The following is a 17,991-nucleotide window of genomic DNA, read 5'->3' on the forward strand; positions in this document are numbered from 1 at the left end:
GGGCGCCTCCCAGTTGCCGCTGCGACAGGTGGAAGGCGCCTGCCGAATGCACCGCATCGGCGCTGGCCCGGTGTTTGTGAGAATGTGTGCATGTTTCTTTTCATTAATTTGTTATCCTTTACGGCGCCTGCATCAGGCGTTGCGCACATGGATGCGATGCTGGCCTTATCTGCTGCAATGATGCGGGCTCACAACAAGGGTGTACATGATCGCATTTAAAGATTTTCGTTCCTCCACCTCGGGCAGCCCACTTTCTGATGGCATGGACAGGTCGCTGGTATTGGCCAACGCATGGCTGGAGAAAACCGGCGTTCGCCCCGTCAATATGGAAACCATCATGGAAACCAGGGGCTGGATGGCGATAGCCAAGGTTGAATGCGGTATTAGGGTGTGGTATGAAGCCGGTTCTGCTGTGTTGAAAGCGTAGCAGATTTCCCTTGATTCAAGTTATCGGGTAGCGCAGCGGGATGCCCGATTTTATGTTTTGCGATCCCGCCACATTTGCCACTATTTCAGGAGATTTTTTTGCTGTCAGAATATGAAAAACGCGCTCTTGTGCAAATTCATGCGTGGAAAAATCCACGTCAAACCTGGTTTGACACGGCCATGGGTTACGTCAACAAACCCTTTGCAATTGCGGGGGCTGCAGCCGATAAAATTCCTGGTTTCACAGAAACCTGTGCCAAGGCGATGAATGGTGTCGTGGGCTTGGTGAATGATGCTTCGCAATGGTCCGTCAGGCCACCTGCCATTCTCAAGGAGCTATCCGAAATCTCCAAGCAGGAAATTACACAACTGGATCAAGTGCAGTTGCTCGATCTGCAAACAATTGATAGGGCAATTGGCTGGCTTGATACGAAATATGAGGGTATCGCGCTGGTGGAGGGCGCCGCTGCGGGAGGGACGGCAGTCATTAATCCACTGGTTGCCTTGGCCGCCATTCCGGCAGACATGGTAGCGCTGCTGGCAATGAATCTGCGTGCAATTGGAGAATACGGCACCTACTGCGGCTTTGACATGTCATCCCAGGAAGAGCGACTTTTTTCGTTGAATATCCTGGCGCTTGCATCGAGCACTACAGATGGCGGGAAGCAAGCCGCCTTGTCGCATCTGGTGAAAATTGCACAGGAAGTGGCGAAGAAGAAGACGTGGGAGCAGCTGGAAAAAAGCGTGTTTGTTCAGGCAGTCTTGTCCATCGCGAAAGCCCTCAGCATCAATCTGACAAAAGCCAAATTAGCGAATGTCATTCCCGTTGCCGGCGCCGCAATCAGTGGCGGATTCAATGCCTATTACACGGATAAAGTATGTAAGGCGGCATTCTATTTGTATCGGGAGCGCTTGCTGGCGATGAAGTCTGGCGCGCAAGCTATCGAAGTGACAGTGACGCCCGCCAAGAGCGATATCTGGAGTGCAGAGGAGGGTGGTGGCTAAGCTGATGCCGCCTCCGTTCGCCACGACGTCAGCTTGTGCCTGTATCACAGACCTTTTATAGTGTCTTGACGACGTTTAATGTGCAGCCTGAAATAATGAGCATTTCAGTCTTCAGGTCAATTTTAGAGAAATAAAATAAGATCTGAAAAGGGAAATATGCATACGCACGCTCACAAGACACAAGATCAGGCAGGCAAATCGCTTGCGCGCGAACCGACTCACACGCAAGAGGCAGGCAGTAGCTACCATCAACCGATGCAATCGATGGATTTTCATACGCTGGCGTACAGCAGCCATCAAGTCGCACAGCCAACTCAAAATGGTGGCAATGGAATGGATCCCAAAAATGTTTTCGCTCAGGATGGGGGGACGAATAACAGCAAGTACAAGGCATTCGAAAACCGTATGCGCAATGCACTGAATTTGTATGATGCCAAAGATAAGGTGACATTTGTCTGCTAACTGGCTGGTAGCAATATAAAACAAGGCGTGATCGCCGATGCCGGGATGGATACTGCCAGCGATATCTCGTCTGATGATGACAGCTGATTCAAAAGGCCGGAGCCCGGGTTTTGCGCGGCGAGGCCGCAAGTGTGCCCGGTGAACCGGCCGGATAGGTGTCCCTGGGTATGCTATCGCCCCCACCAATCCCCTCACAGGTGATTCTTCGTCACCCATTGCCTGATCAACCATCCTTTGCCAGCGGCGCCCGGATGCGGTCTAATCATGGCTTGTTCCTTCACGAGGTTGCCATGCTGCCCACTTCCGCCATCGCCGCGCTGCGCGAAAAATTTCCCCTGATTACAGAACTGATGGCCTTGCAGCCCTTGAGCTGGTTCAATCCCGCCATCGCGCCGGCGGCCGAGGCCTTGAACGACGTGGGCTTGACGGCGGCTGACGTGGCGGACGCCAGCGCGCGCCTGGCCCGTTTTGCCCCATATCTGGCGAAGGCGTTCCCGGAAACGCAGGCCAGCGGCGGCATCATCGAGTCGCCCGTCGTGCCGCTGCCCGCCATGCAGGCGGCGCTTGGCATGCCTGGCGGTCGGCTGTGGCTCAAGCAGGATAGCCATTTGCCCATTTCCGGCTCCATCAAGGCCCGTGGCGGCATCTATGAAGTGCTGAAACATGCGGAAATGCTGGCGCTGGACGCCGGCTTGCTGAAGGAGGGCGACGATTACAGCCTGCTGGCCAGCGACGCCGTGCGGGCCTTCTTTGGCCAGTATGCGATCGCCGTCGGTTCCACGGGCAATCTGGGCTTGTCGATTGGCATCATGAGCGCGCGCCTGGGCTTTCGCGCCACCGTGCACATGTCCGCCGATGCGCGCCAGTGGAAGAAGGACAAATTGCGCAGCCACGGCGTCACTGTCGTCGAGTACGCAACTGACTACAGCGTGGCCGTGGAAGCGGGTCGCAGGCAGGCGGAGAATGATCCGGCTTGCCACTTTGTCGACGATGAAAACTCGCACGATCTGTTTCTCGGCTACGCGGTGGCGGGCCAGCGCCTGAAAGAGCAATTCGCTGCAAGCGGCGTCACGGTCGATGCCGCGCACCCGCTGTTCGTGTATTTGCCGTGCGGCGTGGGCGGCGGCCCCGGCGGCGTGGCATTCGGCTTGAAGCTGGCCTTTGGCGACCATGTCCACTGCGTGTTTGTCGAGCCGACCCATTCGCCATGCATGCTGCTGGGCGTGCACACGGGCTTGCACGATCGGATCAGCGTGCAGGAGATCGGCATCGACAATGTCACGGCCGCCGATGGCCTTGCCGTGGGACGCCCGTCCGGCTTCGTCGGACGGGCCATGCAGCGGCTGATCGACGGCTACGCCACCGTCACGGATGAAGAACTGTACCGCTTGCTGGCGACGCTGGAGCAGACGGAGCAGCTACGCCTGGAACCGTCGGCCGTGGCCGGTTTCGCGGGTATTCCTTTCGTGCTGGCTGCGCCGCAATATCAGCAGAATCTGACGCAGGCCACGCATCTGGTGTGGAGCACGGGCGGCAGCATGGTTCCCGAGGCGGAAATGGCCGCCTACGTGGCGCGTGGCCGCGCGCTGCTGGCGCCCGGAGCCGCCTGATGCCGGCCGGCGCGGCGCTCACGGCCAGCCAGTTCGCCAACCTGCACACCTTTCTCGTGGCGGCGCGCCATGCCAGTTTCGCGCTGGCGGCGCAGGAACTGGCGCTCACGCCCAGCGCCGTCAGCCACCGCATCGCGCGGCTGGAGGCGGGCCTGGGTCTGCGCTTGTTCCAGCGCCTGACGCGCCAAGTCAAGCTGACGCAGGACGGCGAGCGCATCTTTGCCGCCCTGCAGGCGGGCTGGGATGGCCTGCAGGCGGCCATTGCCGGCAGCGACACGCTGGCGGGCAGCGTCACCGTGCATGCGCGTCCCTCGGTGGCGCAATGCTGGCTGGTGCCGCGCCTGGCAGGGTTCGCTGCGCAGTATCCTGACGTGTCGATCGATTTGCGCGTGAGTAATGACAGCGTGGACTTTCGCGCCGGCCAGGTCGACCTGGCCTTGCACTATGGCGACGGCAGCTTTCCCGGCCTGGCCTCGCGCAAGCTGATGGATGAATGGCTGGCGCCCGTCTGCAGTCCCGCCTACGCGCGCGACCACGGCCTGCTGGAGACGCCACATCACTTGTCCGGCGCGACGGTGCTGCACGATACGCTGGCCTGGCCCGCCTGCGCGCCCGATGCCGAGTGGCGCCTGTGGCTGGACGCGCAGGCGCCAGACGTGCGTTTGCCTGCGCGCAGCCTGCGCTTCGACCGTGCCGACCTGTGCGCGCAGGCGGCTATCCACCACGCGGGCGTGGCCATGGGCCGGCGCCGGCTGGTGCAGCCGTGGCTGGACAGCGGCCAGCTGGTCTTGCCGTTTGGCGAGTTTGCCTTGGCCAGCCCGCAGGCGTATTACCTCGTGCACAGCGGGCGCGCCGCGCTGCCGGCACGCGTGCAGGCCTTGTTCGACTGGCTGCTGAGGCAGGCAATTTGATACACTGCGCGCCTTACCAAGCAACGCGCCAGAAAGCAGCCCCATGCAACCATCTCCCTTGACCTCCACCGCGCCAGCGGAATTGCGCGCATCTGCGCTGGCCTGCCTGCTCGAACCGGACCCGGCGACCAAGGTGGCGATGGTGGCGGCCATGGCCGAAGCGCAGCTGGCGCTTGATGCGCAGGCGCCGCTGGCACCCACCGGCCCCGTGCCTGGCCGTCCCGAGCGTCCGGAACTGGTGCCGCCGCGCCTGGTGGGGCGGCGTTCGATGATCACGCCGGAAGGGCGCGCCATGCTCGTGCACGCGCTCGCGCACATCGAGTTCAACGCCATGAACCTGGCACTCGACGCCCTGTGGCGCTTCCCGGACTTGCCGGCCGAGTACTACACGGACTGGCTGCGCGTGGCGAAAGAGGAAGCCACGCACTTCGCCATGCTGCAGGCGCACCTGCAGGTGCTGGGCCACACGTATGGAGACTTCCCCGGCCATGACAGCCTGTGGGAAATGGTCGACAAGACGCGCGGCGACGTGCTGGCGCGCATGGCGCTGGTGCCGCGCACCCTGGAAGCGCGGGGGCTGGACGCGATTCCGCCGCTGCGCGCCAAGCTGGCGCAGGCGGGCGACATGGCGGCCGCCGCCATCCTCGACATCATCCTGCGCGATGAGGTGGGTCACGTGGAAATCGGCAACCGCTGGTATGGCTACCTGTGCGATCAAAGGGGCCTGGAACTGCGCGCCACGTATGCCGAGCTGGCGCTGCGCTACGAAGCCCCGACCCTGCGCGGCCCGTTCAACCTGGAAGCGCGGCGCCGGGCGGGCTTTTCGGAACTGGAACTGTCCGATTTGCCCGCCTGACACCGCTTAAGGATGGGCCGTGATGCTGATGTGCCAGTGGCTCAGGTGTCCGGTTTCAATGTGCACTTTTGCCGGCTTGGTCCAGGTACCCGCACCGGGGATATTGTCGGCCGGGGCGGCGGAAAAACGCCCGTCGACGAGGGCCAGCTTGATGAAGCTGGGGCCGATGTAGATGACGCGCGTGCTGGCCGGCGCCGCTTCCTGGTCCAGCATGGCGCGGTTCGCCGCGATCCACGCCAGCAGGGCTGCCAGTTTCGGCTTTTGCGCGGGGTTGGCCGCCACTTCCGCCTTCGCGTCGAGGATCAACTGGTGGATGGCGGCGCCATCGTTCTGGCCGCCCAGCGCGTCCGTGTAGCCGCCCGCGCCGTCCGCGTAGCGCAAGTCGATCTGCTGGCCGTCGCTGTGGCCGTTATGGCCGAGGATGGAACGGCCCGTTGCCGTCTGCGTCACATGCTGGCCGCTGATGTCGTCGAAGCGGTAGGGCTTGCCCGCCAGCCAGGCGATGGCCAGGCGCGTGGCCCACGAATCGCCGCCGTCGTCGCGCGTGCCGTAGCGCCGCGCCGCCAGCGCCGCCTCGTTGTTGGCCAGGTACAGGGGGATGTAGGCCGTGCCTCCCTTGAACTCCACTTGTCCCCCTTCGGCCGGGTCGGAGCTGGCATCGACATTGTCGATGCGGCCCTTCAGGCGCAGCGTGACGACGGCCTTCTTGTCGAGCTTGGCGCCGGCAAAGGCGGGCAGCACCAGGCTGGGGAATTTCACTGTGCCGGCAGTCTTGGTATTGGTCTGGGACAATAAATTCTCCGTGCTGAAGGCGGGATCGCCGCCGCCGGACGAAATGCCGATGTTGACTTCCGTAATCGTCGCCGCCGCCGGCGTGTAATGCAATTCCAGCGGCAAGGTGTGCGTGGCCGTGGCTGCTCCTTGCGAGACGGATACATACGGTCCCGGCAGATTGCCCGTCAGCTTGATCGGCTGCAGCACGGGATGGGCGGCCTTGTTCGGCGAGCTGAACTTCGCCTGCGTCACCTTCAAACCCTTGCACACGAGGCTCAGTTCCACCGTCGTCACGGTAGCCAGGGCGCTGTCGCCGATATTCGTGGCGCTGACATTGCCGCCCAGGCTCAACGCTCCGGCCTCGCTTTGCTTGCTGACGTCGACGCACTCCGTCCTGACGATGGTGCCCTGCGTGAAGTGCGTCTGGTTGACGGCGCCCGTGGCGGCCAGGTTGACCCCGGGCAACCCGGTCACGGCGTACGACCAGGTATCGTTATACTGGCTTTGCGCCGTCGTGTAGGTGGGATACTCGGCTGTGCTGACGGTGATTTTCACGCCCACGTTTTTCGTGCCCTTGGGCACCGTAAAGGCGACGGGTGAAGTGATGGTCTGGTTTTGCGCGGCCGCCGTGGCCGTGAAGGTCTTGCTGCCTTCGTCATCCTGCGGCGTGACGTCGCCCGCGGCACGGGGGCTGGCGGATACCGCGCGCGCGGGCGGCCCGGCGCCATCCTGCGTGACACTGCCTGCCACATAGGTCTTCGGCTCGGCGCGCAGGGCCAGGCCGGCTCCGTACGGATAGACGATGCCGACGTTGACGGTGCTGCTGCTGTCGAAGACGACGGCGCTGACGCTGACCACGTTCGGGTGGACGAGGTCGTTCAAGGTCAGCTGGTAGGTATCGGGCAGCACGCCATCGAAGTGGAAGGCGCCCGTGGCGTCGATCACGGCCACCTGGCGCTGATGGTTGTTATAGCCGGTCAATAGCATTTTCTTGCCGGCCAGTCCTGTGGCATTGCCGCCCGCCGGCGTGCGCAGCTGTCCTTGCAGCACGATGCCGGACTTGATGACGATCAAGGCATAGCTGGCCGTGAATTCACCATCCTGCGAGACGAAATTGAGGTTCAGGTCGTAGCTGCCGTTGGGCAAGGATGCCAGCAACTGCTGCATGGCCGTGGCGCTGATGCTGAAGGTGCCACTGGCCGCATCGAACGTCCAGTAGGTCTTCAGGCTGATGGCCACGCCATTCGGGGTGGACAGCAGGCCATCGCTGTCGTCCTGCAGGACCATGGGGGCCGCGCCCACCAGGCGCAATCCCAGGGTGCCCGGCTGCAGGCGGTTGTTCGGCCCCAGTCCCGTGATGGCCAGCACGGGCACCGTGGAGGGGAGGTTGCCATTGTCATCCGGCTCCACATAGGTTTCCACGGCCGTGGGCAGTTCCGTCTGGATCAGCAGGTCCAGGATGGTGATCTTGCCGCCCTTGCTGAGGGAAAATTGCGCGTGCTGGTCCACGCCCGTGTCGCCGGGCGTGGAAAAGCGCAGGCTGCCGTCCTGCAGCAGCACGTCCGTGACGGCGCCGCTGGCCTTGACGCTGTCGGCGCCGTCCGGAAAGCCCAGCCCGGCCAGCGGCAGCACGACCACCTGCGCGGGCCGCACGGGGTCGAGGAAGATGCCGGCGCTGGTGCTGAAGGTCCATGTCAGACCGGCGCTCTGGAAGGCGATGCTGCGCTCGATGCGCAAGGTGATGGTGTCCGCGGGCGCGACGGTGGCGCCCGCGTCGATGCTGCCGGCCAGCACGTCGCCATCGATGATGGTGCTGCCGTCGGGCACGCTGGCCAGCACGGCTTGCACATTGCTGGCCGCGGCGCCGCTGTTGTTGCGGATATGCACGCGGTAGGTATAGTCCCAGGCCGTGCGGCTGACGCGCTGTTCGGCCACCTTTTCCAGCTGTGTCACTTCGAAGTCCCCGGCGGCCTGGACGGCGGTTGCGGTGCCGGCCAGCATGACCTTCGGCGCGGGCGGCTGCGTGGGATCGCTCGGTCCGCCGCAGGCGCACAGGCTCAGGGTCAGCAAGGGGGCCAGCGCGGCGCCCGCCAGCCGCGTGTGCCGCAGGCAGGCCACCGCCAGCACCCCGGCCAGCAGCAGCCATGGCGTGGACGGCAGGGCGACGGCCGCCGGCTGCGTGGCGCCCGCTTCGAGCTCGATGAAGGAGACGGGGTCGAGGATGGAAAACGGCTGGGCGCCGGGGCTGCCCGCGCCCAGGTAATCGAAGGTGACGGAAAATCCCGTGGCCGTGGCGCCGGGCGCGATGCCGCCCGCCAGCGCCAGCGCGTCGAGGTAGCCGCTGGCGGGGATGGCGGGGTCGGGCTGCACCAGCAGTACGTCCCAGTCTGGCAGCGTGGAGATGCTGTGCAGGTTGGCATACTGGTCCACGCTGAAGAACAAGGTGAATTCCTCGATGGGCACGGACAGGGTGGTATTGCTGACCGTATAGTCGTAGCGCCACTGCGTGCCACCCAGCGATGTTGCCGTGTAGCCGATGCTGGCGGCGTGCGCGGCAGACATTGCGCATAGCAGCAGCGCCAGCAGTGCCTTTTTGATAAAGCTCATGATCGTTCCCCCATTGACTGGCGCCAAGCGTGCCCAGGCAAGAGGTCAAGCAGGAAGCATTCCCGAACAATTTTTTCTGTAAAAACAAGGGCTTGGTCGAGGCGGACCGGAGCGGGTGTCAAATCTGCCGACACGGGACGTTATGGCTGAGCGCTGTCAGCGCTGTCCTACCCGTCTTGTCGAAACTGTCTGATTGTATGCCTTGCGGAAACACGCGATGATCGTGTTCATGCTGCAACAGCCAACCATTCCGACGGAGTATGCGATGCAAAAGCCAGACCAGTCCATTCACGTGAACAAGCCGTTCCTGCTGATCTGCCTGTTTACTTTCTCGACCCTGGCGGCCACCTTGACCAATACGGGCGAGACGCCGGCCAGTGATGCCGCGCCGGCGCCTGTGGCGCGCGAGGCTGGCCATGGCACCTTGCCTATCTGCAGCAGCGATGCCCTCACACTGTCGGCCCAGTGCCAGCCGCAGCCCGCGCGCCAGGCTTGAGCGCCCCTTGGTTGACGGCCTGCGCCTGCAGGCGCTGCTGCAGCAAGGCCAGCACGGCAGCTTCTTCCGGCGCCAGCGCCTGTAGGTCGTCCTGCATTTGCTGCCGCGCCCGCGCGCGCATGCCATCCAATAAACTGCCATCCAGATACGATTCCAGCACGGCCGGGTGCACATAGCACTTGCGGCAGATCGTCGGCGTGTTGCCCAGCTTTTTAGCCACGGACTCGATCGCCTGCACGATGTTTTTCTTGGCTTGCGCATCGGAGTCGACCTGTTCGAACGCTTGCAGGGCCAGCGCGGCCAGCAAGGTGCCGGACCAGGTGCGGAAATCCTTGGCCGTGTAATCTTCGCCCGTCACCTCGCGCAGGTAATCGTTGACGTCGCCCGAGCCGATGCCGTGGCGCTCGCCCTCCGCATCGACATATTGAAACAGTTCCTGCCCCGGCAGTTCGCGCATGCGCTGCAGCACCCTGGCCAGGCGCCGGTCGCTCAGGCGGATATCGTGGCGCACGCCGCTCTTGCCCTTGAAATGGAAGGCCACGGCGCTGCCGTCGACCTGCACGTGGCGCGTGCGCAGCGTGGTCAGGCCGAACGATTTGTTGGTGCGCGCATATTCTTCGTTGCCGATGCGCATCATCGTCAATTCCAGCAGGTGCACGATGGTGGCCAGCACTTTTTCACGGGGCAAGCCCTGCAACTGCATGCCGCGCGCGACGGCGGCGCGGATGGCGGGCAGGGCGCGGCCAAAGCTGAGCATGCGCTCATATTTCGCTTCGTCGCGCACCTGGCGCCAGCGCGCATGGTAGCGGTACTGTTTTCGTCCGCGCGCGTCGCGTCCCGTCGCCTGCAGGTGGCCGTTGGCGTGCGGGCAGATCCACACGCCCGTCCAGGCCGGTGGAATGGCCAGTGCCTTGATGCGCGTCAAGATGGCGGCATCGCGCAGGATCGACCCGTCCGCGTCCCGGTAGCGGAACTTGCCGGGCTTGCCCAGGCGGGCGATGCCGCCCTGGTGGTCGCCCGTGTAGCGCAGGCCAGCGGCGCGGGCCGTGGTGGTGGCAGATATTTCCATGACGATAGCTTACCTTGCAGGCCGCGCACCCGCCGCGCCGTTATGCTAAGGTGCGCATTCGTAACGCCGTGCGCGGCAGACAGGAGCAGCAGATGTTTGGCAGAAAAAAGAATCTGGAAGAAGACCACGCCCCCCAGGCCGACAAGCAGTATGAAAAGAAATACACGGATGACAGCTTCTGGGACAAGGTCGTCAAGTTCGCCAAGACGGCGGGACGCGAAGTCATCGAGAAAGCCCTGTGGCTGTACTACGCGGCACAGCAGCCGAATACTCCGCTGTGGGCCAAGACGGCGATCTATGGCGCGCTCGGCTATTTCATTTCGCCCATCGATGCGATTCCCGACATCACGCCCGTGGTCGGCTATGCGGATGACCTGGCCGTGCTGGCGGCGGCTGTCGCCACGGTCGCCACCTACATCACGGCCGAGGTCAAGGAACGGGCCGCCGAGAAATTGCGCGGCTGGTTCGGCGTCTAGGCACCGGGAGCGGGCTGGCCCGGTTGGCCCTTGACGGCATTGCGGTAGCGGGCCCTGGCCTCGGCCCTCTTGACCGCTTCGCTGGCGATGTTCTGCGCCCTGATGCGGGCTTTTTCACTCTTGCTGCGCTGCTGCGCCACGTCCTTGTTGCCGATACGGTTAGTCATGCTGGTCTCCTCGTTGAGTGTCAAGTCTGACCAGCACAGCATACTTTCTTGCCCGCGCGCCACCGTGCGTCCGCTCACACAAGCGGCATGCCTACCTCGCTGGCGCGCCGCTGCCGCCATGCGCCAGCAGGCGCAGCACGACTTCTTTCTGGAATGAGCGAAACTCCTTGTCGGCGCTGACGTTGGCGAAGGCCAGCACGGCAGTCTTGCTGGCCCGGTCGACGCAGACGACGGACGCGGCGCCCGGGTCGCCGCCGCTGTGCGTGGCCAGCGGCTTGCCGTCGACGTCGCGCAGCTGCCACACCAAAGCCTGGCGCACGGACGCATCGGCAGGCACGACGGGGGCCGCTTGCGGGGCGAAAAACAATTGCAGAGTGGAATCTTGCAAGTAACGGTGGCCATCGACCCGGCCGCCATTGCTGAAGATGGTCAGGAAACGGGCAAAGTCATGTGCCGAGCTGCGCAGCAAGCCGGCCGGCCAGTCCGGATAGCCGACGGGTGGCAGCACTTGCAGGCCCGGCTCCTTGTGCGCATACGGCTGGGCGACGACGGCGCGCCGCGGCAAGCCGGCCAGGCTCCACGCCGTGTTGTCCATGCCCAGCGGCTCGAACAGGTGCGCGTGCGCAAAGGCATCCAGGCCATCGGGGTTCAAGCGGCCCACCAGATAGCCGAGCAGGGCGATGCCGACATTGCTGTAGCGCCATTCCGTGCCGGGCCGGGCCGCAAACGACACATCCGCGTCATACCAGGCGCCGCCGCGCGACAGATAGCCCTTGAGGAAGTCGCGCAGGGGCAGTCGCGGGTCGCCTTGCACGGCAAACGCCGTCGTCTTTTCGTACACGGCGTCGGAAATGCCCGAGGTGTGGCTGAGCAAATGCCGGAAGGTGATGGGCACATCGGGAAACTTCGGATGCATGAGCGGGAAGTCCAGGTAGGCCGCCACCTTGTCGTCCAGCTGGAAGGCGCCTTGTTCCAGCAGCATCATGATGGCAGTGGCCGTGACGAGCTTGCTGACGGAGGCGACATGGAACACCGTGTTGGCATCGGCTTTCTTGCCGGCCTGGATGTCGGCCCAGCCATAGCCGCGCGCGAATATGGTGCGCTCGCCGCGCACCACGGCCACGCTCATGCCTGGCGTTTCCGTGCGGGCCAGGCCATCGCGCATGAAGCCGTCAAATGCCGTTTCCCACGCCAGCCTGGCCGGATCGGTGGCGCAGCCCGTTTGCAGCAGGGCTAGTGAGACGCCCAGTCCCAGCACGCTTCTTCGTTTCATTGCTTCTCTCTTTTGCCATTTTGAATGATCTTAACAATATTTCTGCCAGCCATAGGGGCAATTGACAAAAACATTGCTACACAGCAATGGTAATGGGGCGCCGGCGCCTATTTGCGCCAGTAGCGCTCCAGCAGGGGTTTGACCGTCAGGCCGTGCGCGACGATGGACAGGATGACGACGACCAGGGTGATGTCGGCCAGTTCGCGCGCCAGGCCGCGCGGCAAGCCATGCGCGATGGCATAGCTGAGGTAGTACAGCGAGCCGATGCCGCGCACGCCGAACCACGCGGCCAGCCCGCGCAGGCGCATGCCGGTGCCCGACGCCAGCAAGCCAAGCATCACGCTGGCCGGGCGCGCCACCAGCAGCAGGAACAGCGCTACGCTCCACGCTTGCCAGTTCCAGGCGGCGGCCGTGACGGCGCCGCCCAGCAACAGCACCAGGGTCAGTTCGGACAGGCGTTCCAGGTGTTCCTTGAAGACAAGGGATTCGCCGCTGACGGTCAGTGGCACGTCGCTGCCGTGCGGCCTGGTGGCGGACACGGCATGGGTTTCTTCCGCCTGCAGCAAGCCTTGCCGGTCTTTCGGCGCGCCGGCCAGCCGCAGTTCCGTCTGGCGCAATGCCACGCCGGCAAAGAAGACGGCCAAGAAGCCCCACGCGTGCAGCCAGGTCGTCAGGCCGTAGACGAGGGCGATCAAGCCCAGGGCCGCCAGATCGTCCAGCATCGCGTGTTTCGGTTCCTTGGCGCGCACCTGCCAGCCCAGCCAGGCCAGCAGCGCGCCGCCGGCCGCGCCCAGGGCCATGGCGCCCGCGCTGGCCCAGACCAAATCGCGCCACAGCCAGGTGGCGCCGTGCGGCCCCAGTTCATGCAGGCCCAGCAAGCCCAGACCCAGCATGACGAAAGGAAATCCGCTGCCATCGTTCATGCCCGCCTCGCTGGTCAGGATGAAGCGCAATTGCTCGCTGTCGCCCGCATGGCGCAGCTGTACGTCGGTGGCCAGCACGGGGTCGGTGGGTGCGAGGATGGCGCCCAGCAGCACGCCCGCGCCCCATGGCAGGTCCAGCACCCAGTTGGCGAACGCGGCCACCAGGGCCACGGAAATAGCCATCGACAGCCACGCCAGGCGCAGCGAAGGCAGCCAGCGCGCCAGGCTGAATGGCACGGGCATCTTGACGCCGGCGGAAAACAGGGAGATGAGGACGGCGATTTCCGTCAGGGTTTCCAGCAGGGGCGCTTGCTGCACCAGGTCGAACGCAAACAGGCCGAGGAACATGGGGCCCAGCAGCAGGCCCACGCCCAGGTAAGCCATGGCCGAGGTCAAGGGCAGGCGCGCGATGCCGTCGGCGCCCAGGCCACGCGCCAGCATCAGGCAGCCGATCAGGATGAACCAGGCGGTGGTGCTCATGCGAACCATTGTAGCGGCGCGCGGGCAAGGGCAGCGCGCCGCAGGTTTTTCAAGCCTTGTGCAGTGACACGCTGTCGTTTTGCGCCTGCATGGCGTGCAGCTCGATGGGGTCGTGCGTGGAGCGCAGGCGGGGCAGGCCGTGCGGGTAGTGGGCCGTAATAAATGCCAGCATCTGCTCGCGCACGATACAGCGCAGCTCGAAGGCCAGGCCTGAATCTGCCGCGCTGATCAGAAAGCGCACGCGCACGGCCCGCTCGTTCGAATCCGTCGCCTGCACCGTGCAGACCCGGCCATCCCATTGCGTGGCGGATGCGCAGATGCGCGTCAGTTCCGCGCGCAGCGGTTCGAGCGGGATGCTGAAATCGAGCCACAGGAACACCGTGCCCAGCAGGGTGGACGAGCTGTGCGTCCAGTTCTCGAACGGGTTTTCAATGAACCATTGCAGCGGCACGATCAGGCGGCGCTCGTCCCACACGCGCACGACGACATACGTACCCTTGATTTCCTCGACCTTGCCCCATTCGCCGTTGACGATCAGCACGTCATCGATGCGAATCGGTTGCGAAAACGCAATTTGCAACCCAGCAATGAAATTACCGAGCACGGGACGGGCGGCGATACCGGCCACCAGGCCCGCCACGCCGGCCGAGGCCAGCAGGCTGGCGCCGATCTGCCGCGCGCCGGGCAAGGTCAGCAGCACGAAGGCCAGGCCCAGGATCACGACGATGGCGTGCGCGCTGCGCGTGAGCACGCGGGCCTGGGTGATCAGGCGGCGTGCGCGCAGGTTGTCAGCCACGTCGACGGGATTGACTTCGGAAATCGTGATGGAGAGGGCCTGGATGCACTGCATGGCCAGCCAGGTCAGCGCGATGATCAGCGCCACGCTGGTGATATGCGACATGGCGACCAGCCCCGGCGTGTCGTCGGGCGCGCCGGCCAGCACCATGCGCAGGCCGAAGACGATCACGCACAGCTGGCTGGCGCGGAAGGCCACGCGCGTGGCATTGGTGGTGAACGGGCGGCCATTGGCCAGTCTTTTCAGCAGGCTGATGCCGGCCCGGTGCACGCCGATGGCGACCACGGTGACGAGCAGGGCGGAAACGAACACGGTCAGCGCCGAGCGCAGCGGGCCTCCCATCAGCGAGTGGAACGTGCTGAGATCCATAGGCGAAAACTCCTTGTTTTTAAATGAAATGGATGTCGGAAGCGGGTATTTTACGGGCAGATGGCGTAACGGGGGCGTGCGTTGCCGTACGGATAAGACCTGCGTCAAGGTGGATACTGGAAGAAATTGCTGCGCTGCGCCATGCCATGTTGACGTTTCAATATGGAAAGCAAACGGGCGTCGCCGCAGTGGAAACATAGTCATACTTGCCATGCTTTTTGTTTTTGCAAAGGAAAACGATGATAGTACGATCACTCCGAATGTCCTTGCGCTTCATCCTGCCACTGGCTCTGGTGCTGGGATTGTTTGCTTATATTGTGGTACCCCTGCTCGACAGTATCACCCTGCGCTGGTATGTGCGCGACCTCGACAGCCGGGCAGAATTGCTCGCCGGAACCCTCCGGCCCTCGCTCACCGAATACCTGCCCGCGCAAGATGCCACCCGCATCGGCGAACTGTTCCAGGGCGCCACGCGCGACGAACGCCTGATCGCCATCGGCTTTTGCGACAACGCGGGCCACCTGGTTTACCAGTCCGCGCAATATCCCGCTTCCATCGGCTGCTGGAGCACGCCTTCCACGGGCGGCCTGTACAAATCCCTGGCGCAATTGCCGCAAGGGCAAGTCCACATCAGCGAAACGCCCGTCATGCAGGAAGCATCCCAGCTGGGCCGTTTGGTGCTGGTGCAGGACATGAGCTTTGTCGAGCGCCGCAATACGGATACCAAGCGCTTCATCTTTGCCTTCCTGGCCGTGCTGGCCGTATTGATTTCCCTGATGACCGTGTTCGTGGCGCACCTGAGCTGGCGCGGCTGGCTGTCGGCCGTGAAGGATATTCTACGGGGCGAATTGCTGCCGAAAAGTAATGGCGCAGTGGCCGCCGCGACGGCGCCCGCCGCCGCGCCCGCGCCGCCGCCGGAAATGCAGCCGCTGATCGGCGACTTGCGCGAATTGCTGCAGGAATACCACCTGGAACGCCAGGGCGACAACGGCTGGTCGTCCGACTGGACGCCGGACAAGCTGCGCGCCTTGCTGGAAGCGGACTTGCAGGGCGACCAGGTGCTCGTCGTGTCGAACCGGGAACCGTATATCCACACGAAAACAGATGCCGGCATCACCGTGCAGCGTCCCGCCAGCGGCCTGGTGACGGCCGTGGAAGCCGTGATGCGGGCCTGCTCCGGCACGTGGATCGCGCATGGCGCCGGTTCCGCCGACCGCGAGACGGTGGATAAGCTCGACCACGTGCCCGTGCCGCCCGACAATCCCAGCTATACCTTGCGCCGCGTGTGGCTGACGGAAGAGGAAGAGCAGGGCTACTATTATGGCTTCGCCAATGAAGGCATGTGGCCGCTGTGCCATATCGCCCACGTGCGCCCCGTGTTCCGCTCGACCGACTGGGAACAGTACGTGAAGGTCAACCGCCGCTTCGCCGACGCCGTGATCGCGGAGGCGAAGACGGACAACCCTGTCGTGCTGGTGCAGGATTACCACTTTGCCTTGTTGCCGCGCATGGTGCGCGAAGCCTTGCCGAAAGCGACGATCATCACCTTCTGGCATATTCCCTGGCCAAACTCGGAATCGTTCGGCATTTGCCCATGGCGCGAAGAAATCCTCGACGGTTTGCTGGGCAGCACCATCCTCGGTTTCCATACGCCATTCCACCGCAAGAATTTCCTGGAAACGGTGGACCGCTACCTGGAAACCCGCATCGAGCCGGAAGCGTCGACGATTTCCTATGGCGGCGAGATGACGCAGGTCGAGGATTATCCGATTTCCATCGCCTGGCCGGAAGACAATCCGGCGCAACCGGACGTGGCCACCTGCCGCGCGCAAATCCGCAGCGAGCTGGGCGTGGCCCAAGACCACTTGCTGGGCATCGGCGTGGACCGCCTCGACTACACGAAGGGCATCGTCGAGCGCTTCCAGGCCGTCGAGCGCATGCTGGAACAGCAGCCTGGCATGGTGGGCAATTTTACCTTTGTGCAAATTGCCGCCCCCAGCCGCGCTTCGCTCGATGAATATCAAAGTTTCGACGCGCGCGTGCGCAAGATGGTCGAACGCATCAACCGCCGCTTCGGCAGCGGAGACTATGTGCCCATCCTGCTGAAAGCGGAGCACCACGGCCAGGACGATTTGCAGCGCTATTTCCGCGCTTCCGAAGTGTGCATGGTGACAAGCTTGCATGACGGCATGAATCTGGTGGCCAAGGAATTCATCGCCGCGCGCGACGACGAGCTGGGCGTGCTGGTGCTGTCGCAATTCACGGGCGCCGCGCGCGAGCTGCATGAAGCGCTGATCATCAACCCGTACCACATCGAGCAGGGCGCCGACGCCCTGTACCGCGCCCTCGTGATGCCGCCCGTGGAGCAGCGCGAGCGCATGAAGAGCATGCGGGCCCGTGTGAAACATTTCAATGTCTACCGCTGGGCCGGGCGCATGCTGCTGGACGCGGCCCGCTTGCGCCAGCGCGACAAGGTCATGACCAAGATCGACGCCCACAGCCGCATCAAGCGGCGCAAGGGGATCTGATGGACGATACCCCTGACGATAGCGCGGCTTTGCTGCAACTGCTGGGTACGCCTGGCACAGCCGTCTTCCTCGACTTCGACGGCACCCTGGTCGACCTGGCGTCCACGCCCGATGGCGTGCGCCTGGAAGCGGGCGTGGTTGAAGCGCTGGCGCTGCTGGCCGAGCGCCACGGCGGCGCGCTGGCCCTCATTTCCGGGCGTCCCATAGTCCAGATCGATGCCATGCTGGCGCCCTTGACCCTGCCGGTTGCCGGCGTGCATGGCGTGGAGCGGCGCGGCGCCGATGGCGTGCTGCATGTGGCGGCCACGCCCGATGTCTCGCCCGTGCTGGCGCGTGCGCAGGCGTTGGCGGCGAGGTACCCCGGTTTGCTGGTGGAGCAGAAGCGCGGTGCCGTGGCCCTGCATTACCGGCTGGCGCCCGAACTTGAGCAGTTATGCTGGCAGGAAATGACCGCAGCCGTGCAAGCGTGCCCCGGGGTACTGCTGTTGCATGGCAAAATGGTCCTGGAAGCCAAGCCGGCCGCCACCGACAAGGGCGGCGCCATCGCCGCCTTCATGCAGGAAATCCCATTCGCCGGCCGCCGGCCCGTGTTCGCGGGCGACGATACCACCGACGAGGCAGGCTTTGCCTATGTTCAACTAGCAGGCGGGCAGGGCGTGAAAGTGGGCAAGGGCCCCAGCGCCGCCACCCTGCGCCTGGCCAGCCCGGGCGCCTTGCGCGCCGCGCTGCTGGCCGCGTCCGTATCGCCTTTCAAGGAGTAGCC

Annotated in this window: 16 protein-coding genes; 10 read left to right on the forward strand and 6 right to left on the reverse strand. The window is 64.1% G+C overall.

Annotated features, from left to right (window positions below):
- The first annotated feature begins 205 nt into the window (after positions 1-205).
- The 6 genes from U0004_RS14445 to U0004_RS14470 all read left to right on the forward strand — a co-directional run bounded on the left by U0004_RS14445 (position 206) and on the right by U0004_RS14470 (position 5,270).
- Positions 206-427, forward strand: coding sequence for a hypothetical protein (locus tag U0004_RS14445; RefSeq protein ID WP_070256308.1), 222 nt, complete (start codon positions 206-208; stop codon positions 425-427).
- Positions 428-525: 98 nt separating this feature from the next.
- Complete coding sequence (locus U0004_RS14450; RefSeq protein WP_034781566.1) at positions 526-1,431, forward strand: EcsC family protein; 906 nt, start codon at positions 526-528, stop codon at positions 1,429-1,431.
- A gap of 156 nt (positions 1,432-1,587) precedes the next feature.
- Positions 1,588-1,893, forward strand: a complete 306-nt coding sequence (locus U0004_RS14455; protein WP_139144138.1) for a hypothetical protein — start codon at positions 1,588-1,590, stop codon at positions 1,891-1,893.
- 290 nt (positions 1,894-2,183) lie between these two features.
- On the forward strand, positions 2,184-3,503 hold the full coding sequence (locus U0004_RS14460; protein ID WP_070256302.1) for a D-serine ammonia-lyase: 1,320 nt from the start codon (positions 2,184-2,186) through the stop codon (positions 3,501-3,503).
- On the forward strand, positions 3,503-4,414 hold the full coding sequence (dsdC, locus tag U0004_RS14465; RefSeq protein ID WP_070256299.1) for a DNA-binding transcriptional regulator DsdC: 912 nt from the start codon (positions 3,503-3,505) through the stop codon (positions 4,412-4,414). The genes U0004_RS14460 and dsdC overlap by 1 nt, the downstream gene beginning before the upstream one ends.
- A gap of 43 nt (positions 4,415-4,457) precedes the next feature.
- A complete protein-coding gene (locus U0004_RS14470; RefSeq protein ID WP_034781552.1) occupies positions 4,458-5,270 on the forward strand; it encodes a ferritin-like domain-containing protein in 813 nt (270 codons plus the stop codon).
- A 6-nt stretch (positions 5,271-5,276) separates the two neighbouring features.
- On the opposite strand, the gene U0004_RS14475 is transcribed toward U0004_RS14470, so the two are convergent.
- Entirely contained in the window at positions 5,277-8,651 is a 3,375-nt protein-coding gene (locus tag U0004_RS14475) for a hypothetical protein (RefSeq protein WP_070256298.1), read from the reverse strand.
- Positions 8,652-8,916: 265 nt separating this feature from the next.
- On the opposite strand from U0004_RS14475, the gene U0004_RS14480 reads away from it, so the two are divergent.
- On the forward strand, positions 8,917-9,147 hold the full coding sequence (locus tag U0004_RS14480; RefSeq protein WP_139144137.1) for a hypothetical protein: 231 nt from the start codon (positions 8,917-8,919) through the stop codon (positions 9,145-9,147).
- Here the strand turns inward: U0004_RS14480 and U0004_RS14485 are convergent.
- Entirely contained in the window at positions 9,101-10,216 is a 1,116-nt protein-coding gene (locus U0004_RS14485; RefSeq protein ID WP_070256292.1) for a DNA topoisomerase IB, read from the reverse strand. The two genes, U0004_RS14480 and U0004_RS14485, sit on opposite strands and share 47 nt — an antisense overlap.
- Before the next feature lie 92 nt (positions 10,217-10,308).
- Here U0004_RS14485 and U0004_RS14490 point away from each other — a divergent pair, with 92 nt between their 5' ends.
- A complete protein-coding gene (locus U0004_RS14490) occupies positions 10,309-10,692 on the forward strand; it encodes a YkvA family protein (RefSeq protein WP_052140069.1) in 384 nt (127 codons plus the stop codon).
- Here U0004_RS14490 and U0004_RS14495 read toward each other — a convergent pair.
- The 4 genes from U0004_RS14495 to U0004_RS14510 form a co-directional block, all read right to left on the reverse strand.
- Positions 10,689-10,859, reverse strand: coding sequence for a hypothetical protein (locus tag U0004_RS14495; protein ID WP_167468658.1), 171 nt, complete (start codon positions 10,857-10,859; stop codon positions 10,689-10,691). The two genes, U0004_RS14490 and U0004_RS14495, sit on opposite strands and share 4 nt — an antisense overlap.
- A 91-nt stretch (positions 10,860-10,950) precedes the next feature.
- Entirely contained in the window at positions 10,951-12,132 is a 1,182-nt protein-coding gene (locus U0004_RS14500; protein ID WP_070256289.1) for a serine hydrolase domain-containing protein, read from the reverse strand.
- A 107-nt stretch (positions 12,133-12,239) separates the two neighbouring features.
- Complete coding sequence (locus U0004_RS14505) at positions 12,240-13,535, reverse strand: cation:proton antiporter (RefSeq protein WP_070256287.1); 1,296 nt, start codon at positions 13,533-13,535, stop codon at positions 12,240-12,242.
- A 49-nt stretch (positions 13,536-13,584) separates the two neighbouring features.
- Positions 13,585-14,700, reverse strand: a complete 1,116-nt coding sequence (locus U0004_RS14510; protein WP_070256285.1) for a mechanosensitive ion channel family protein — start codon at positions 14,698-14,700, stop codon at positions 13,585-13,587.
- Between the two features lie 260 nt (positions 14,701-14,960).
- Between U0004_RS14510 and U0004_RS14515 the strand changes: the two genes are divergently transcribed.
- Together U0004_RS14515 and otsB are read left to right on the forward strand one after the other, a co-directional pair.
- Complete coding sequence (locus tag U0004_RS14515; protein ID WP_115057476.1) at positions 14,961-17,228, forward strand: alpha,alpha-trehalose-phosphate synthase (UDP-forming); 2,268 nt, start codon at positions 14,961-14,963, stop codon at positions 17,226-17,228.
- A complete protein-coding gene (gene otsB / locus U0004_RS14520) occupies positions 17,228-17,989 on the forward strand; it encodes a trehalose-phosphatase (protein ID WP_070256274.1) in 762 nt (253 codons plus the stop codon). Before U0004_RS14515 ends, otsB begins: the two co-directional genes overlap by 1 nt.
- Positions 17,990-17,991 lie beyond the last annotated feature (2 nt).

It is taken from the genome of Janthinobacterium lividum (assembly GCF_034424625.1).
Lineage (GTDB): Bacteria > Pseudomonadota > Gammaproteobacteria > Burkholderiales > Burkholderiaceae_D > Janthinobacterium > Janthinobacterium lividum.

What these genes read in the sequence shown, in the direction of transcription:
- U0004_RS14470 (WP_034781552.1), top strand. Translation starts at nt 4,458, where the DNA reads ATGCAACCATCTCCCTTGACCTCCACCGCGCCAGCGGAATTGCGCGCA.
- U0004_RS14500 (WP_070256289.1), bottom strand. Translation starts at nt 12,132, where the DNA reads ATGAAACGAAGAAGCGTGCTGGGACTGGGCGTCTCACTAGCCCTGCTG.
- U0004_RS14495 (WP_167468658.1), bottom strand. Translation starts at nt 10,859, where the DNA reads ATGACTAACCGTATCGGCAACAAGGACGTGGCGCAGCAGCGCAGCAAG.
- U0004_RS14490 (WP_052140069.1), top strand. Translation starts at nt 10,309, where the DNA reads ATGTTTGGCAGAAAAAAGAATCTGGAAGAAGACCACGCCCCCCAGGCC.
- U0004_RS14485 (WP_070256292.1), bottom strand. Translation starts at nt 10,216, where the DNA reads ATGGAAATATCTGCCACCACCACGGCCCGCGCCGCTGGCCTGCGCTAC.
- U0004_RS14460 (WP_070256302.1), top strand. Translation starts at nt 2,184, where the DNA reads ATGCTGCCCACTTCCGCCATCGCCGCGCTGCGCGAAAAATTTCCCCTG.
- dsdC (WP_070256299.1), top strand. Translation starts at nt 3,503, where the DNA reads ATGCCGGCCGGCGCGGCGCTCACGGCCAGCCAGTTCGCCAACCTGCAC.
- U0004_RS14445 (WP_070256308.1), top strand. Translation starts at nt 206, where the DNA reads ATGATCGCATTTAAAGATTTTCGTTCCTCCACCTCGGGCAGCCCACTT.
- otsB (WP_070256274.1), top strand. Translation starts at nt 17,228, where the DNA reads ATGGACGATACCCCTGACGATAGCGCGGCTTTGCTGCAACTGCTGGGT.
- U0004_RS14510 (WP_070256285.1), bottom strand. Translation starts at nt 14,700, where the DNA reads ATGGATCTCAGCACGTTCCACTCGCTGATGGGAGGCCCGCTGCGCTCG.
- U0004_RS14505 (WP_070256287.1), bottom strand. Translation starts at nt 13,535, where the DNA reads ATGAGCACCACCGCCTGGTTCATCCTGATCGGCTGCCTGATGCTGGCG.
- U0004_RS14480 (WP_139144137.1), top strand. Translation starts at nt 8,917, where the DNA reads ATGCAAAAGCCAGACCAGTCCATTCACGTGAACAAGCCGTTCCTGCTG.
- U0004_RS14455 (WP_139144138.1), top strand. Translation starts at nt 1,588, where the DNA reads ATGCATACGCACGCTCACAAGACACAAGATCAGGCAGGCAAATCGCTT.
- U0004_RS14475 (WP_070256298.1), bottom strand. Translation starts at nt 8,651, where the DNA reads ATGAGCTTTATCAAAAAGGCACTGCTGGCGCTGCTGCTATGCGCAATG.
- U0004_RS14515 (WP_115057476.1), top strand. Translation starts at nt 14,961, where the DNA reads ATGTCCTTGCGCTTCATCCTGCCACTGGCTCTGGTGCTGGGATTGTTT.